Below are 17,370 nucleotides of genomic sequence, written 5' to 3' on the forward strand. Positions count from 1 at the left end.
CGCCTTGTTAATTCGTCGGTAAAAAAATATCGTTTTTACCTCCTCATGTCACAATTCGACTGACCTTGAGGACTATAAAAGAGTCTCCTGATTATATATTTGTTTTCCCCCTTTATGTCACTATTTGGTGACTTTGTACAAGAAGTGAGATGGAGATGGATGGCTCACTAACTCCTCTCCCCTCACTTTTCATTTTATCCAATCAAGAAATAGGTGAAAAAATGACAAAAACACTTCCTAAAGATTTTATTTTCGGTGGCGCAACAGCGGCTTATCAAGCAGAAGGTGCTACACATACAGATGGTAAAGGACCAGTTGCATGGGATAAATATTTAGCTGATAACTATTGGTATACAGCTGAACCAGCGAGTGATTTCTACCATAAATATCCAGTAGATTTGCAGTTGGCTGAGGAATATGGGGTAAACGGTATCCGTATTTCAATTGCTTGGTCACGTATTTTTCCAACTGGTTATGGTGAAGTAAATCCAAAAGGGGTAGAATTCTATCATAACTTATTTGCAGAATGTCATAAACGTCATGTAGAACCGTTCGTTACACTTCACCACTTCGATACACCGGAAGCACTTCATTCAAATGGAGACTTCTTAAATCGTGAAAATATCGAACACTTTGTGGACTATGCTGCATTCTGTTTTGAAGAGTTTCCTGAAGTGAACTACTGGACTACTTTCAATGAAATCGGCCCAATCGGTGATGGTCAATATTTGGTCGGCAAGTTTCCTCCAGGTATTCAGTATGATTTGGCTAAAGTATTCCAATCTCACCACAATATGATGGTGTCTCATGCTCGTGCTGTGAAATTGTATAAAGACAAAGGCTATAAAGGTGAAATCGGGGTTGTTCACGCCCTTCCAACTAAGTATCCATTGGATCCTAAAAATCCTGCAGACGTTCGTGCTGCTGAGTTGGAAGATATCATCCACAACAAATTTATCTTGGATGCTACATACCTTGGACACTATTCAGATGCAACAATGGAAGGTGTAAACCACTTCTTATCAGTAAATGGTGGTAGCTTGGATCTTCGTGACGAAGACTTTGCAGCACTTGAAGCATCTAAAGATTTGAACGACTTCCTTGGAATTAACTACTACATGAGTGACTGGATGGAAGCCTTTGATGGTGAAACTGAAATCATCCACAATGGTAAAGGAGAGAAAGGAAGCTCTAAATACCAAATCAAAGGTGTTGGTCGTCGTGTAGCTCCGGACTATGTGCCTCGCACTGACTGGGACTGGATTATCTACCCTCAAGGTTTGTATGATCAAATCATGCGTGTTAAGAAAGATTATCCAAACTACAAGAAGATCTACATCACTGAAAACGGACTTGGATACAAAGATGAATTTGTCGATAACACTGTTTACGATGATGGCCGTATTGATTATGTGAAACAACACTTGGAAGTTATTTCAGATGCCATTACTGATGGAGCAGTAGTCAAAGGATACTTCATCTGGTCACTCATGGACGTCTTCTCTTGGTCAAATGGTTATGAAAAACGCTATGGCCTCTTCTATGTGGACTTTGAAACGCAAGAACGCTATCCAAAGAAATCAGCTCACTGGTATAAAAAACTAGCTGAAACCCAAGTGATTGAATAGTACAACTAGTTATTAGGTATAGAATTTAAGCGAGGAAAGTTTATGCTCAAAGATTTTATCAAATCAATCTATGAAAAAGTTTATATTATTAACTTTGAACATTGCTCTCATGTACCATCCTTGACCAAGGAGCAACTTGCAAGTCTTGGAAAATGGTATGTCTCGACGGGTAAGGAGTGGATTTGTCATTCAGACTATGAATTTGAAGAATTTCAAAAGCTATTTTTAAATTTTGTCAACGCAGAAGATAAGGATAACATTTCCTTTGTTTCGGATTTTATGCCATTTCAACACTAAAATATTATAAAGAGGAATCTATCTCATACTAGGGGTTATTCCTCTTTTTTATCTACTTTTTACCAAAATTTTTAAAATTTTCTTGACAGATTTATGTGATAGGAGTAAACTATTAACTAGTTAAATAACTGGTTAAGTACATAAAAAGGTAACTCACTCGCTCAAATCTTGTTTGAAATATAGAAAATAGGAGGAGTTTTAAAAGTGATTTCGTTTTTCAGTTGTATGGTTAACCAGTTAAGGAAGGTCTTTAGGAAAAAGTGTAATTCTTCTTTAACGAATAAATGAAAATAGAAAGTGTGTTTAGATGAAAATCAATAAAAAATATGTTCTTGGTTCGGTAGCTCTTTTAGCATTAAGCCTTTCCAGTTATGAATTGGGGCGTTACCAAGCGTTACAGACTAGCAAAGAGTCTAATCGTGTGTCTTATATAGAAGGGAATCAGGCTGGTGCTAAGACTGAAAATCTGACGCCTGATGAGGTTAGTCAGCGAGAGGGGATCAATGCTGAGCAGATCGTCGTTAAGATTACCGATCAAGGTTACGTAACTTCACATGGGGACCATTATCATTACTTTAATGGCAAGGTTCCTTATGATGCTATCATTAGTGAAGAACTTCTGATGAAAGATCCGAATTATCAGTTGAAGGATTCAGACATTGTCAACGAAGTCAAGGGTGGTTATGTCATTAAGGTTGATGGTCGCTATTATGTATACCTCAAAGATGCATCCCATGCAGAAAATATTCGTAGTAAGGATGAGATCAATCGTCAGAAGCAAGAACACGGACATGGTAGTGGAACAAAAGTTAGCAATGAAGTTACCCTAGCAAGGGCTCAGGGACGTTATACAACGGATGACGGCTATGTTTTTAATGCAAGTGATATTATTGAGGATACTGGCGATGCTTACATCGTTCCCCATGGCAATCACTTCCATTATATTCCTAAGAGTGACTTGTCTGCCAGTGAATTAGCTGCGGCTCAAGCCTTCCTATCTGGTAAAGGTGGCCAAACAAGCTCAGTTGGGTATCGTCCGTCAACAAATTCTTCTAGCAGCTCATCAGAGGCATCGAATAGTAGTTCATATGGACAAACAAATCATAGTAATGTTGAGACAAATATTAGAAGATGGGCTCCAACTGTTAGCCCACAAGTGGATAATAGTTATCAAGCAAGTCCAAGTGAAGACATATCTAGTCTTTTGAAACAACTTTATGCCTTGCCACTCAGCCAACGACATGTGGAATCAGATGGACTTGTCTTTGATCCAGCGCAAATCACAAGAAAAACTGCGAATGGTGTTGCAGTGCCACACGGAGATCATTACCACTTTATCCCTTATTCTCAAATGTCTGTTCTGGAAGAAAAGATTGCACGGATGATTCCAGTTAAAAATCAAGGGAATATTTCAGCGCCTGGAGCAGCTAGTTTACGGCCAAATCCTACATTAAAACCAGTTCCACAGCCCGTCCCAAATCCGCAACCAGCACCAGTTCCACTTCCTGATAACCATTCTAATGAGGAGCTTGCCAAACAAGTAGTCAGAAAAGTTGGTCAGGGGTATGTCCTAGAAGAAAAGGGAGTTTCGCATTATGTCTTGAGTAAGGATTTGTCTAAAGAGAATCTTATAGCTTTTGAGAAAGAACTGAATAAGGTGGCTACACCAGCGCATACCTTGGCGGAGAAGAAAAGCACAATAGCTCCTCGAAATCAGGAATTCTATGATAAGGCTTATAGTTTGTTGGAGCAAACACATAAGAACTTACTTGAAAACAAGGGGCGGATGTCTGACTTCAAGACTTTGGATCAGTTGTTAGAGAGATTAAACGATGAGCATGTTAATAAGATAGCTTTTGTAGATGATTTGCTTAAATTTATTGCACCGATTAGTCATCCAGAACGGCTTGACAAGCCGAACGCTCAAATTGAGTATAGTGAAGATGAAGTTCGTGTAGCTCAGCTAGCGGATAAGTACACAACATCGGATGGTTATATCTTTGATGCCCATGATATTATCAGTGACGAGGGAGATGCTTATGTAACGCCACATATGGGTCATAGTCATTGGATAGGTAAGGATAGTTTGTCCGATAAAGAAAAATCCGAGGCTCAAGCCTATACCAAAGAGAAAAATATCAACCCTCCATCTGAAGATAGTGCGACCCAGGCAAATCCCAATGCGGAAAGCGCAGCATCTATTTACGAACGCGTTAAAGGTGAAAAACGAATTCCATTGGTTCGTTTACCTTATAATGTTGAACATACTGTAGCAATAAAAAATGGTAATCTAATTATTCCTCACAAGGATCATTACCATAATATCAAGTTTGCTTGGTTTGACGACAAATCTTATAAGGCACCGAATGGTTATAGTCTTGAAGACTTATTTGCAACGATTAAGTACTATGTAGAACACCCAGATGAACGTCCACATTCAAATGATGGTTGGGGAAATGCTAGCGAGCATGTCTTGGGTAAAAAAGATAATAGTCAAGATCCTACTAATAACTATAAACCAGAGGAAGAACCTGAAGAGGAAAGTCCTGTTGAACCAGAAGAACCACAGGTTGAGACTGAAAAGGTAGAAGCTAAGCTCAAAGAAGCAGAGGAACTATTAAAGACAGTCACAGATGCAAACCTTAAATCCAATGCTAGCGAAACCTTGGTTGGTTTGCGAAATAATCTGACTTTGGGAACTATGGATAACAATGGTATTATGGCTCAAGCTGAAAATCTCACAGCCTTACTAAAAAATAGTAAGCCTAAAACAAGTCAAAACGATTAAAATTCGTGAGTTAAAAATAACCAGTGAGAACTGAAAATGAAATCTAGTTCTCACTTTTTTCATGAAAATGCACAAAAAATATTGACATTTTAAATTTTTAGGAGTAAAATGTTTACTAGTTAATTAAATGGTTAAATACTAGTTAAGGAGTTGTTATGAAAAAAAGAAGTATCCTATGGCTCATGCTTGCCTTCCTTGCTCTCGTTTTAGGAGCTTGTGGACAGAAGATCAGTCAAGATAAGAGTGATGAAACTAAAGGGATGAAAATTGTGACCAGTTTTTATCCTATCTATGCTATGGTCAAGGAAGTATCTGGTGACTTGAATGATGTTCGGATGATTCAGTCAAGTAGCGGAATTCACTCCTTTGAACCTTCAGCAAATGACATTGCTGCCATCTATGATGCAGATGTCTTTGTTTACCATTCTCATACGCTCGAATCTTGGGCAGGAAGTTTAGATCCCAATCTTAAAAAATCTAAAGTTAAGGTTTTAGAGGCTTCTGAGGGAATGACTTTAGACCGCGTCCCAGGGCTAGAAGATGTGGAAGCAGGGGATGGAGTTGATGAAAAAACGCTCTATGACCCTCACACTTGGCTAGATCCTGAAAAAGCTGGCGAAGAAGCTCAGATTATCGCTGATAAACTTTCAGAGGTGGATAGTGAGCATAAAGAAACTTACCAGAAAAATGCGCAAGCCTTTATCAAAAAAGCTCAAGAATTGACTAAGAAATTCCAGCCTAAATTTGAAAAAGCGACTCAGAAAACATTTGTAACACAACATACAGCCTTTTCTTATCTAGCGAAGAGATTTGGACTTAATCAACTTGGTATTGCAGGCATCTCTCCTGAACAAGAACCAAGTCCACGACAACTAACAGAAATTCAGGAATTTGTTAAAACTTATAAGGTTAAAACGATTTTTACAGAAAGTAATGCTTCTTCAAAAGTAGCTGAAACTCTTGTCAAATCAACAGGTGTGGGTCTTAAAACTCTGAATCCTTTAGAGGCAGACCCACAAAATGACAAGACTTATCTAGAAAATCTAGAAGAAAATATGAGTATTTTAGTAGAAGAATTAAAGTGAGGAAAGAATGAAAATCAATAAAAAATATCTAGCTGGGTCAGCAGCTGCACTTGTTTTAAGTGTCTGTGCTTATGAACTAGGTTTGCATCAAGCCCAAACTGTAAAAGAAAATAACCGTGTTTCATACATTGATGGTAAACAACCGAGTCAAAAGGCAGAGAACTTGACACCAGATGAAGTTAGTCAGCGAGAGGGGATTAATGCTGAACAGATTGTCATCAAGATTACGGACCAAGGTTATGTGACTTCTCATGGGGACCATTATCATTACTATAATGGCAAGGTTCCTTATGATGCTATCATCAGTGAAGAATTGCTAATGAAAAATCCGAATTATCAGTTGAAGGATTCAGATATTGTCAATGAAATTAAGGGTGGCTATGTGATTAAGGTAGATGGTAAGTATTATGTCTATCTAAAGGATGCATCACATGCTGATAATGTTCGATCAAAAGAAGAAATCACTCGTCAGAAGCAAGAACACAGTAGTAATCACGGAGGTGGTTCTAATGATAATGCGGTAGTTGTTGCAAGAGCTCAAGGTCGTTATACAACAGATGATGGTTATATCTTTAATGCATCTGACATCATAGAAGATACAGGTGATGCCTATATCGTTCCACATGGCAATCACTTCCATTATATTCCTAAGAGTGACTTGTCTGCCAGTGAATTAGCTGCAGCTCGAGCCTTCCTATCTGGAAAAGGTAATCAACCAAGCTCAGTTGGGTATCGTCCGTCAACAAATTCTTCTAGCAGCTCATCAGAGGCATCGAATAGTAGTTCATATGGACAAACAAATCATAGTAATGTTGAGACAAATATTAGAAGATGGGCTCCAACTGTTAGCCCACAAGTGGATAATAGTTATCAAGCAAGTCCAAGTGAAGACGTATCTAGTCTTTTGAAACAACTTTATGCCTTGCCACTCAGCCAACGACATGTGGAATCAGATGGGCTTGTCTTTGATCCAGCGCAAATTACAAGAAAAACTGCGAATGGTGTTGCAGTGCCACACGGAGATCATTACCACTTTATCCCTTATTCTCAAATGTCTGATTTAGAGCAGAAGATTGCGAGAATGATTTCTGAAAATTATCAAGGAAATCATACTACTGCAGGTGGTAAAGAATTAAAACCAATTCCGACTCCAATCCCTGCTCCAGAGCCTACCCCAATACCAAGTCCACAACCTGTACCAAATCCTCAACCAGCTCCAAGCAATCCAATTGATGGAAAATTGGTAAAACAGGCGATTCGAAAGGTGGATGATGGTTATGTCTTCGAAGAGAATGGAATTTCGCGTTATATTTCTGCCAAGGAACTTTCAGCAGAAACTGTTGCAGCCATTGATAATAAACTTGCCAAACAAGAAAGTTTGTTTCATGAGTTAGGAGCTAAGAAAACCAATCTTGCATCTGCTTATCAAAAATTTTACAACAAAGTTTATGATTTACTAGCAACAGTTCATCAAGATTTGATTTCCAATAAAGGGCGCCAAGCTGATTTTGACGCTTTGGATAGACTATTGGAACGTCTCAACGATGAGTCAAGTGATAAAGTCAAGTTAGTTGATGATATCCTTGCTTTTCTAGCGCCGATTCGTCATCCAGAACGTTTAGGAAAACCAAATGCACAAATAACTTACACAGATGATGAGATTCAAGTAGCCAAGTTGGCAGGCAAGTATACAACAGAAGATGGCTATATCTTTGATCCTCGTGATATCACCAGTGATGAGGGGGATGCCTATGTAACTCCGCATATGAGCCACAGTCATTGGATTAAGAAAGATAGTTTGTCTGAAGCTGAAAGAGCAGCAGGTCAAGCTTATGCTAAAGAGAAAGGTTTGACACCTCCTTCAACAAATCATCAAAGTTCAGGAAATACTGAAGCTAAGGGAGCAGAAGCGATTTACAATCGAGTAAAAGCAGCTAAGAAGGTACCACTTGATCGTATGCCTTACAATCTCCAACATACTGTGGAAGTTAAAAATGGAAGTTTGATTATACCTCATTATGACCATTACCATAACATCAAATTTGAGTGGTTTGACGAAGGACTTTATGAGGCACCTAAGGGGTATACTTTAGAAGAGCTATTTGAAACTGTGAAGTATTATGTCGAACATCCAAACGAACGTCCGCATTCAGATAGTGGTTGGGGCAATGCGAGCGACCATGTTCACAGAAACCACAATAGTCAAACTGCTAACAATCAAACAGAGAAACCAACAGAGGAGAAACCTCAGACAGAAAAAATTGAGGAGGAAAAACCTCGCGAAGAAAAACCGAAAAATGAGAAAGCAGAATCTCCAAAACCAAAAGGACCAGGGGAATCAGAAGAAGAATCACCATCGGAACCAGAGGAACCTCAGGTTGAAACTGAAAAGGTTGAAGAAAAACTGAGAGAGGCGGAAGAGTTACTTAAAAAGATTCAGGATCCAATTCTTAAGTCTAATGCCAACGAAACTCTCACAGGATTAAAAAATAACCTGTTATTTGGTTCTCAGGACAACAATACTATTATGGCAGAAGCTGAAAAGCTATTAATCTTGTTAAAGGAGAGTAAGTAACTATACAACTATTATAGAAGATAAAAAGGGAGCAGAATATGGATTCTGTTCTCTTTTTTATGAAATTGTGTAAAAATTCTTGACATATTTTCTAAATAAAGATAAACTATTTACTAGTTAATTAAATGGTTAAATACTAGTTAAGGAGTTGTTATGAAAAAAAGAACTATCCTATGGCTCATGCTTGCCTTCTTTGTTCTTGTCTTAGGAGCTTGTGGACAAAAGACCAGTCAAGACAAGAGTGATGAAACTAAGGGGATGAAGATTGTGACCAGTTTTTATCCTGTCTATGCTATGGTCAAAGAGGTTTCAGGTGATCTAAATGATGTTCGGATGATTCAGTCTAGTTCTGGTATCCATTCCTTTGAACCTTCTGCAAATGATATTGCAGCCATCTATGATGCCGATGTTTTTGTTTATCATTCTCACACATTAGAGTCATGGGCGGGAAGTTTGGATCCAAGCCTACAAAAGTCCAAGGTAAAGGTGTTGGAAGCATCTGAAGGTATGACCTTGGAGCGCGTGCCTGGCTTAGAAGATATGCAGGCAGGAGATGGGATTGATGAGAAGACCTTGTACGATCCTCACACATGGTTAGATCCTGAAAAGGTTGCAGAAGAAGCACAGATAATTGCTGATAAGTTATCCGAACTGGACAGTGCCAACAAGGATACCTATCAGAAAAATGCACAGAACCTTAGTGCTAAGGCTCATGACTTAACTAAGAAATACCAACCCATCTTTGAAAAAGCAAATCAAAAGACATTTGTGACCCAACACACAGCCTTTTCATATTTGGCAAAACGATTTGGACTCAATCAGCTTGGGATTGCAGGAATCTCTCCTGACCAAGAACCAAGTCCAAGACAGTTAACCGAAATCCAGGAATTTGTAAAGACTTATAAGGTCAAAACCATCTTTACAGAGAGTAACGCTTCATCAAAGGTAGCTGATACACTTGTCAAATCAACAGGTGTGAGTCTGAAAACCCTCAATCCTTTAGAGGCAGACCCACAAAATGACAAGTCCTACATAGAAAACCTAGAAGAAAATATGGCTATCTTAGCTGAAGAATTGAAATGAGGAGATTATGAAGATTAATAAAAAATATCTAGCAGGATCTGCAGTGGTCCTTGCTTTAAGTATCTGCGTTTATGCTTTAAATCAACATCAAGCACCTGAGAAAAAAGATGATAATCGTGTATCCTATGTTGACGGTAAAGGATCTGAAGCTAAGAAGAATGAATCTCTGACACCAGATCAAGTTAGCAAGAAGGAAGGAATAGAAGCTGAACAGATTGTTACCAAGATCACTGATCAAGGTTATGTAACGTCCCACGGCGACCATTTCCATTACTATAATGGTAAGGTGCCTTATGATGCTATCTTTAGCGAAGAACTGGTCATGAAAGATCCGAACTATCAGTTGCGTGATCAAGATATTGTCAATGAGATTAAAGGTGGCTATATCATCAAAGTGGACGGTAAATACTATGTCTATCTAAAAGATGTGAGTCACGCTGATAATATTCGCACCAAAGAACAAATCGAGCAGCAAAAACAAGAACACACATCAGATAGTGGTAGTGCAAGTGAGGAAGTTCTTGCTGCCAGAGCACAAGGTCGATATACAACGGATGATGGTTATGTCTTTAATGCTGCAGATATCATTGAAGATACAGGTGATGCTTATATCGTTCCTCACGGTGGGCATTATCACTACGTTCCAAAGAGTGCCCTATCTTCTAGTGAATTAGCAGCAGCTCAAGCCTATCTAGCTGGAAGAGGAAGTCAACCAAGCCTAACGGATTATAAACCAAATTCAAGTGTTACACCAAGTTCTCAAGCCGATAGCCCAGCAACAAGCATCCCAGTAGATCAAGAGGATAGCCTCCAAAGTCTTCTCGCTCAGTTATATGCTTTACCAGTTAGTCAACGCTATCGAGAATCTGATGGCTTAGTCTTTGATCCAGCTAAAATTACTAGTCGTACACCATCAGGAGTTGCGATTCCACACGGTAATCACTACCATTTCATTCCTTATAGTAGTATGTCTGCTTTGGAGCAAAAAATTGCTCGTTTGATACCACTTGGAGGTGTTCTAACACCAACAAAACCGTTAGAAAATCAAAATAAACCAACAGTTCAGCGTGACCATGAAAATGTAACTCATAACATCCATCATGAAGATGAACATGATCATGGCTTTGCAGCTGAGCGAGTGATTAGAGAAGATGAGCAAGGTTTTGTAGTTTCACATGGAGACCACAATCATTATTTTTACAAGAAAGATTTGACGGCCAAACAGATTAAAGAAGCTCAGGAACACTTGAAAGGTAAAACCGAAGTTAAACCTAATCCATCAGATGAGCACCATGATGAAGACGGGCATGATCACCACCATGGTGAAGACCACGATCACGGATTTGATGCTGACCGAGTGATAAGTGAAGATGAGGAAGGTTTTGTCGTTTCTCATGGAGACCACAATCACTATTTCTTTAAAAAAGATTTATCAGCAGATCAGATTAAGGCAGCGCAAGAGCATTTGCATGGGCACCATCAGGCAGAGCCTGTAAAACCTCTTGCCAAGACTGTAGAAAGTTTCTCTCGAGACGCCAGCGATGAAGAAAAGATAGTTTATATCTCTAAAACTTATGGTGTTCCGCTTGAAGCGATCCGAATTTCAAATGGATTCTTTGTATTTGGAAATCCAGACCAGGCTTATGACCCAACTCACATTCACCCTTATGCAGTTCGAAAGGAACACGTTCGTATTCCTCTCCAAACAGGTGATGCAGAGCTTGATTTCCTAAACGAACTCTATACAACTGCTTTACGTGATGGCGTTTCTCCTTATAGTTTGCAGGTTGAAAATGGTAGCTTTGTTATCCCTCATGGTGACCATAATCACTACATCAAAGTACAAACTAAAGGCTATGAAGTGGCTTTGAAACATAAGATTCCTGCCTTGCAATCTAACTACCAACCAGGAGCCTTTGATGAAGCTACTGTTCAAAATAAGGTTGATCAACTTCTAGCAGAAAGTCGTGAAGTCTATAAAGATAAACCAATTTTACAAAGACAAATTGAGCTTGCCTTGGGACAATTCTCTGAAAATATGAAGAAGCTCTCAACCAACTCAACAGCTGGTTATCTGGCTGCTTTAGATCTCTTTGACAAGCAGTATATCCACGTTGACTCTAGTGTAAAACCAACAGAAATCAGTCCTTTAGACAAGAAATATCAAGCTTTAGTAGATAAGATTAATACCTTGGATACGGATGCTTATGGACTTCCTAAAAAGGATCTCTTGGCTCAACTCCAAGAAACTAAATTGGCTCAAGATGAGGCTGGTTTAGATGCAGTTGAAGCTAAACTACAAGCTCTGCAAGATTTTAATGATCGTACTGGTGTTACGACAGTCGAATACATTAAGTATTTCTATCAACATCTGTCAGATGGTCGTTTAAATGACACTCTTAGAAATAAAGTTGCTAACTTAACTTGGACTCTTTATCAGTCACAATCTTTCCTTAAGGCAACTGACTTGAACAAACTCTTCCCTGAAATCTATCAAACAAAACTAGAAGTTGAAGAAGCAGTGAAGAATGAACCTGTTGCTCATAAACCTTCTGAAACGATCCTAGACACTGAAAAAGTGGATGGTCATAGTGCTAAAACTGCAGTTTATGAGTTCTTGAAAGGTTTGTTTGATGATATTCAACCTGAGGAACAAAGTAACCATGTCTTAAAAGGTCAGGTGGCAGGACTTTTAACAAAAGCTGTAGAATTGGTAAGCCAAGTGAAAGAAGAAGGTGTTAAAGCTTCACTTGCTGACGAAGTTAAAAATCTGAAAGCTGCTCTAGATAAAGATGACGCAGATCTTGATGAATTAAATACGCAAGTCCAAGATCTTCTGAAGCGTATTTCACAAACTATTCAGAATGAACGTGAGAATGTCAAACAAGACCCAGAGGTTTTAGTTCTCTACCAAAAACTTTATAATGGTGTCATTGCCCTTCATACTTATTTAGAAATGAATAATGGTTCTGATGCTGACTTTGAAAAAGTGGACGCCTTATTTGACAAGCTTAGTGCCGCAAGCAAAGATAAGCAAGCTCTTTTAGCTCTTGCTCAAGAAATCGTTTTGTTAAACCAAGAATTTCAATCCAAAGTCAAGCCAGCTGAAGCTAGCACAGAAACAGCCAATACAGAAACAAACGATAAACAAGCTGAGTCAAACTTAACTCCTGCAACTAGCTCTCCAGAAACAAGAGAAAAAGTAGCAGAATAATAAAAAGTTCAGACAGCTACCGTGTCAAAAGTAGGCTGCTGATAAAAAAGAGGTCGGGAATTTTTTCCCGATCTCTTTAGTCTTTATAAGCTACAATCCCAATAATAGTGTCAACAGCACGTTCCATTGTTTGTAGGCTAACGTATTCAAAACGACCGTGCATATTTTCACCACCAGCAAAGATATTTGGAGTTGGAATTCCCATAAAGGAAATTTTAGAACCGTCTGTTCCGCCACGGATAGGTTCGATAATTGGTGTAATATCAAGATTTTCCATTACTGATTTAGCGATGGTGATTGGAGTCATATCCTTTTCAATGACTTCCTTCATGTTGTAATACTGATCCGTCAAAGTTAAAGTAACACGATCACTACCAAGTTCTTGGTTCATCTTATCAGCAATAGCTTTCATGGCAGCTTTACGCGCTTCGAAGGTTTCTTTTTCGAAGTCACGAATGATGTAGCTAGCACGCGCTTCCTCAACACTACCAGATACATCCATGAGATGGTAGAAACCTTGATAGCCCTCAGTCAATTCAGGGCGGTCACCAGCTGGGAGTTGGTTGTGGAAATCAATCGCTAACTGAAGGGCGTTAACCATTTGTCCTTTAGCTGTTCCTGGGTGAACATTACGACCTTGGAAATGAAGTTCAGCACCTGCAGCAGAGAAGGTTTCATACTGAAGTTCACCAAGAGGTCCACCGTCAACTGTATAAGCAAAGTCGACATCGAAGTCATCTGCATCAAATTTATTGGCACCGACACCAATCTCTTCATCAGGTCCAAAGCCGACACGGATTTCGCAGTGTTTAATCTCAGGATGAGCAGTCAAGTATTCAATAGCTGTCATAATCTCAGCGATACCAGATTTGTCATCAGCGCCGAGAAGGGTAGTTCCATCAGTTGTAATCAAGGTTTGCCCTAGATATTTCTCTAAGCTCTTGAAATCCGCTGGATCTAGTTTGAAACCAGAGTTGCCAAGCCCGATAACGCCACCATCATAATTTTCAATAACTTGCGGGTTAACACCTTCAGCATTAAAATCTGCTGTATCCATGTGGGAGATAAAGCCAATCTTACGAGTCAAACTAGGATCGTTAGCTGGAAGAGTACCGATAGCAAAACCGTTTGGTAGATAGTAGACATTTTGCAAACCAACACGTTTCATCTCAGGGATGAGGACATTGCTTGCGAAGTCTACTTGACTTTGGGTACTTGGTGTAGTGGTTGAATGTTCGTCAGAACGTGTATTGACTTTGACATAAGTCAAAAAACGCTCCAACAATGTTGGGTATTTCATAAAAACTCCTTTTTTCCTTGTTTTAAAACCATTGTATCATAGAAAGAAGAGAAAAACAAAAATCAGAAGGAAGATAAAATCCTTATGTTAGCGTTTACTTATGGCTACTTTAGTGATACAATAAAAAAGATAAAAATATCACAAGGATGGAAATATGAAAAAAGCGATTTTAATGATGACATTTGGTTCACCAGAAGAGATTACCTTTGAAGGAGTAGCCGACTTTTTTACCAACATTCGTCGTGGAGTTCGACCTCAAGATCACGAGATTCAAACACTCTATGATAATTATGTTCGAATTGGAGGAACTCCACTTCAAAAAATTACCCGTGAAGAAGTTGCTTTGGTAGAAGCTAGGTTAGGAAATGAATATAGTGTGTATTTTGCCAATAAATTTTCAACCCCTTTTATTCCAGATGTGATTCGGCAAATGGAAGCAGATGGAATTGAAAAGTGTATTTGCTTGATTTTGGAGCCACACTATTCTTTTTACTCTGTCATGGGGTACGAAAAGTTTCTGGAAAGCAAACAAATTCAGTTTTTAGTTATTAAGGACTGGTATCAAGAAGAAGCACTATTAAACTATTGGACAGCTGAAATTGCTAAAATTTTAAAAGAAAAGGTGAAACAGGATAGCTTTAAAGTCATCTTTTCTGCCCACAGTGTGCCCATTTTTGCCTTGGATTTTGGTGATCCCTATATCGACCAGATTTTCGAAAATAGCAAGTTAATTGCTGAGAAATTAGGCTTGAAACCAGAGCAATATACCAACACTTGGCAGAGCGAAAGTGATATTGGTATTCCTTGGATTAAACCAGATGTATTGGAGTATCTTAGAGAACAGGAAGAACATCCAGAGCATTATATTTTTGTGCCTATTAGTTTTATCAGTGAGCATATTGAAGTATTGTTTGACAACGATGTGGAATGTCATGACTTGTGTCAGGAATTGGAGGTGAACTACCATCGTCCACCAATGCCAAATACAGATTCTCGTTTGATTGATGCCTTGGTCAATATTGTCCGAGCTAACGAACATAAAGAATTTAGAGAATTCCTCCCAGAAGAAGAAACCTTTGATGAATTAGTCCCTTCGGAGGAAACTAAGAATATTTTAGATGAATCACAAGACTTACAAATGCCAGAATTTGTTAAAAAATTAATTGAGAAAAAAGGTCGTGAAAATGTCAAGATGCCTTATTTAATCAAAAGAATGCTTGAAAAAGCTGGCAAATTACCTAAAGACTAAGTGAAAATAGAAAAGAACTGGTAATACTCTTCGAAAATCTCTTCAAACTGCGTCAACGTCGCCTTGCCGTACTCAAGTACAGCCTGCGGCTAGTTTCCTAGTTTGCTCTTTGATTTTCATTGAGTATAAGGTTTGTTTCAGATTTCTGCTAAGGTAGGATATAACTTAGAAGGTGAAAGAAAAGGCGGTGGGACAGAAATCGATAGACAAAGTCTTGATTTCGTAGTCCCAGCCCCGCGAGGATGATTAGGAGCTTTTTGGAGTCTAAAAGACGAACAAAAAGTTCAATCAGCTATCGCGTCAAATTATGATTGATAATAAAAAGTGAGGTCGGGATCTTTTTGTCCCAACCTCTTTTTAGGTGACTAGTATTTTTTTGACCTAGTTTTTATGTTATTTACCCAGACAAAATTGGCTGAACAACTGAGTAATAAGTTCATCTGGAGCAGCATCACCAGTAATTTCTCCAAGAATTTCCCAAGTACGAGTTAAATCAACTTGAAGCAAATCAACTGGCATTCCTAGTTTGAGGCCTTCGTTTACAGCTTGTAGGCTTTCAACCGCCTTTTCAATTAATGAAATATGACGGGCATTAGACAAGTAAGTAGCATCTTGTTCGACCAAGCCAGCATTTTCAAAGAAGAGGTTGTTAATCCGTTCTTCAATCTTATCAATGTTTTGATTTTTGAGAACCGAAATACGGATGACATCATCTGGAAGCTCAGCAGTTTCAATCGCTTCTGGGAGGTCGGTTTTGTTGAGAAGAATGATTCGATTAGTATCTTGACTAATTTCAAGAAGTTGTCGGTCTTGGGCAGTTAGTGGTTCACTAGCATTTAGAACCAGTAGAACCAAGTCAGCTTCCTTGAGAGCTTTTTTGGAGCGCTCGACACCGATTTGTTCGACGATGTCATCTGTTTCACGGATACCCGCAGTATCAATCAACTTAAGTGGTACACCATTGATGTTGACGTATTCTTCGATGACATCTCGAGTAGTTCCTGCAATATCAGTTACAATGGCTTTATCTTCGCGCAGGAGGTTATTAAGAAGGCTAGACTTTCCAACGTTTGGACGACCAATGATAGCCGTTGAAATCCCTTCACGGAGAATCTTCCCACGACGTGCCGTTTTTAAGAGATTGGTTAAGAGTTGTTCAAACTCCAAGGTCTTTTCACGGACAACAGCAGTAGTGGCTTCTTCAACATCGTCGTATTCAGGATAGTCGATATTAACCTCTACTTGTGCTAGTGTATTGAGGATTTCCTGACGAGTATTATTAATCAAGTCAGATAGAGAACCGTCTAATTGTTTGACCGCTATATTCATAGCCTTATCAGTCTTGGCGCGGATGATATCCATAACAGCTTCAGCCTGAGTCAAGTCCACACGACCGTTTAGGAAGGCACGCTTGGTAAATTCACCAGGTTCTGCCATACGAGCCCCTTCACGGATAGCCAATTGGAGAATTTCATTGGTTACGGCGATTCCACCGTGGGTGTTAATCTCGATAATATCTTCACGAGTGAAGGTCTTTGGAGACTTCATAGCTCCAACCATGACCTCGTCCATAACCTTACCTGAATGAGGATCAACAATGTGGCCGTAGTTAAGAGTGTGGCTAGCAACCTTGCTCAAGTCCTTGCCTTTAAAGATTTTCTGCGCAATGGCAAAACTATCCGTTCCGCTTAAACGAACAATCCCAATAGCTCCTTCACCAAGTGGTGTCGAGATGGCTGCAATGGTATCAAATTCCCGTGTAATCATTTCAATTCCTTTATAGTTTATTTGTTTGTATAGACTAATATCTCTTCAAATTGTAACAAATTTTAGTATTTTCTTCAATGAATGTTACTTATAAAGAAAAGCCTAAGCAGATTGCTTAAGCTTTACTTAGTGCGCATTTCACCTTGTGGGAAATAGGTTCCTTCAGGCATATCGTTGATAATGACATGAACAGCAGATTGAGGTGCACCAGTGTTGCGAACAACAGCTTCCGTAACTTCCTTGGCTAGGGCTTTCTTTTGCTCTAACGTGCGTCCTTCAAATAAATCGATGCGTACAAATGGCATAATTGCGTCCTCCACTAGTTATTTGATTTCTTCTATTTTACCACAATTTGCCGTTTAAAGCTTTGAGAAAATATGGTAT

At 39.0% G+C, this 17,370-nt stretch carries 11 protein-coding genes; 8 read left to right on the forward strand and 3 right to left on the reverse strand.

All coding sequences use genetic code 11. The annotated features are described in order from the left end of the window. Nucleotides 1-221 precede the first annotated feature (221 nt). The 7 genes from lacG (at nt 222) to QM867_RS00835 (ending at nt 12,670) form a co-directional block, all read left to right on the forward strand. Nucleotides 222-1,628, forward strand: a complete 1,407-nt coding sequence (gene lacG / locus QM867_RS00805) for a 6-phospho-beta-galactosidase (protein WP_414314927.1) — start codon at nt 222-224, stop codon at nt 1,626-1,628. 42 nt (nt 1,629-1,670) lie between these two features. Beyond that, on the forward strand, nt 1,671-1,925 hold the full coding sequence (locus QM867_RS00810) for a DUF3884 family protein (RefSeq protein ID WP_075231579.1): 255 nt from the start codon (nt 1,671-1,673) through the stop codon (nt 1,923-1,925). 307 nt (nt 1,926-2,232) lie between these two features. Further along, nucleotides 2,233-4,713, forward strand: a complete 2,481-nt coding sequence (locus tag QM867_RS00815; RefSeq protein WP_414314928.1) for a pneumococcal-type histidine triad protein — start codon at nt 2,233-2,235, stop codon at nt 4,711-4,713. A gap of 155 nt (nt 4,714-4,868) precedes the next feature. Next, nucleotides 4,869-5,798, forward strand: a complete 930-nt coding sequence (locus QM867_RS00820) for a metal ABC transporter substrate-binding protein (RefSeq protein WP_315639053.1) — start codon at nt 4,869-4,871, stop codon at nt 5,796-5,798. Nucleotides 5,799-5,805: 7 nt separating this feature from the next. Continuing rightward, nucleotides 5,806-8,373, forward strand: a complete 2,568-nt coding sequence (locus QM867_RS00825) for a pneumococcal-type histidine triad protein (protein ID WP_414314929.1) — start codon at nt 5,806-5,808, stop codon at nt 8,371-8,373. Between the two features lie 153 nt (nt 8,374-8,526). Beyond that, complete coding sequence (locus QM867_RS00830; RefSeq protein ID WP_075231577.1) at nt 8,527-9,456, forward strand: metal ABC transporter solute-binding protein, Zn/Mn family; 930 nt, start codon at nt 8,527-8,529, stop codon at nt 9,454-9,456. 7 nt (nt 9,457-9,463) lie between these two features. Then, a complete protein-coding gene (locus QM867_RS00835) occupies nt 9,464-12,670 on the forward strand; it encodes a pneumococcal-type histidine triad protein (protein ID WP_414314930.1) in 3,207 nt (1,068 codons plus the stop codon). Nucleotides 12,671-12,746: 76 nt separating this feature from the next. Here QM867_RS00835 and pepT read toward each other — a convergent pair whose 3' ends face one another. Then, complete coding sequence (gene pepT, locus QM867_RS00840; protein ID WP_414314931.1) at nt 12,747-13,970, reverse strand: peptidase T; 1,224 nt, start codon at nt 13,968-13,970, stop codon at nt 12,747-12,749. A 154-nt stretch (nt 13,971-14,124) separates the two neighbouring features. On the opposite strand from pepT, the gene hemH reads away from it, so the two are divergent. Beyond that, a complete protein-coding gene (gene hemH, locus QM867_RS00845) occupies nt 14,125-15,219 on the forward strand; it encodes a ferrochelatase (RefSeq protein WP_414314932.1) in 1,095 nt (364 codons plus the stop codon). Between the two features lie 393 nt (nt 15,220-15,612). On the opposite strand, the gene mnmE is transcribed toward hemH, so the two are convergent. Both mnmE and QM867_RS00855 read right to left on the reverse strand, forming a co-directional pair. Beyond that, complete coding sequence (gene mnmE / locus QM867_RS00850) at nt 15,613-16,986, reverse strand: tRNA uridine-5-carboxymethylaminomethyl(34) synthesis GTPase MnmE (RefSeq protein ID WP_414314933.1); 1,374 nt, start codon at nt 16,984-16,986, stop codon at nt 15,613-15,615. 122 nt (nt 16,987-17,108) lie between these two features. Continuing rightward, nucleotides 17,109-17,291, reverse strand: a complete 183-nt coding sequence (locus tag QM867_RS00855; RefSeq protein ID WP_001117401.1) for a 4-oxalocrotonate tautomerase — start codon at nt 17,289-17,291, stop codon at nt 17,109-17,111. Nucleotides 17,292-17,370 lie beyond the last annotated feature (79 nt).

This window comes from Streptococcus infantis, assembly GCF_047463635.1.
GTDB lineage: Bacteria > Bacillota > Bacilli > Lactobacillales > Streptococcaceae > Streptococcus > Streptococcus infantis_W.

Coding starts and splice junctions, on each gene's coding strand:
- lacG (WP_414314927.1), top strand. CDS start 222: ATGACAAAAACACTTCCTAAAGATTTTATTTTCGGTGGCGCAACAGCG.
- QM867_RS00810 (WP_075231579.1), top strand. CDS start 1,671: ATGCTCAAAGATTTTATCAAATCAATCTATGAAAAAGTTTATATTATT.
- QM867_RS00815 (WP_414314928.1), top strand. CDS start 2,233: ATGAAAATCAATAAAAAATATGTTCTTGGTTCGGTAGCTCTTTTAGCA.
- QM867_RS00820 (WP_315639053.1), top strand. CDS start 4,869: ATGAAAAAAAGAAGTATCCTATGGCTCATGCTTGCCTTCCTTGCTCTC.
- QM867_RS00825 (WP_414314929.1), top strand. CDS start 5,806: ATGAAAATCAATAAAAAATATCTAGCTGGGTCAGCAGCTGCACTTGTT.
- QM867_RS00830 (WP_075231577.1), top strand. CDS start 8,527: ATGAAAAAAAGAACTATCCTATGGCTCATGCTTGCCTTCTTTGTTCTT.
- QM867_RS00835 (WP_414314930.1), top strand. CDS start 9,464: ATGAAGATTAATAAAAAATATCTAGCAGGATCTGCAGTGGTCCTTGCT.
- pepT (WP_414314931.1), bottom strand. CDS start 13,970: ATGAAATACCCAACATTGTTGGAGCGTTTTTTGACTTATGTCAAAGTC.
- hemH (WP_414314932.1), top strand. CDS start 14,125: ATGAAAAAAGCGATTTTAATGATGACATTTGGTTCACCAGAAGAGATT.
- mnmE (WP_414314933.1), bottom strand. CDS start 16,986: ATGATTACACGGGAATTTGATACCATTGCAGCCATCTCGACACCACTT.
- QM867_RS00855 (WP_001117401.1), bottom strand. CDS start 17,291: ATGCCATTTGTACGCATCGATTTATTTGAAGGACGCACGTTAGAGCAA.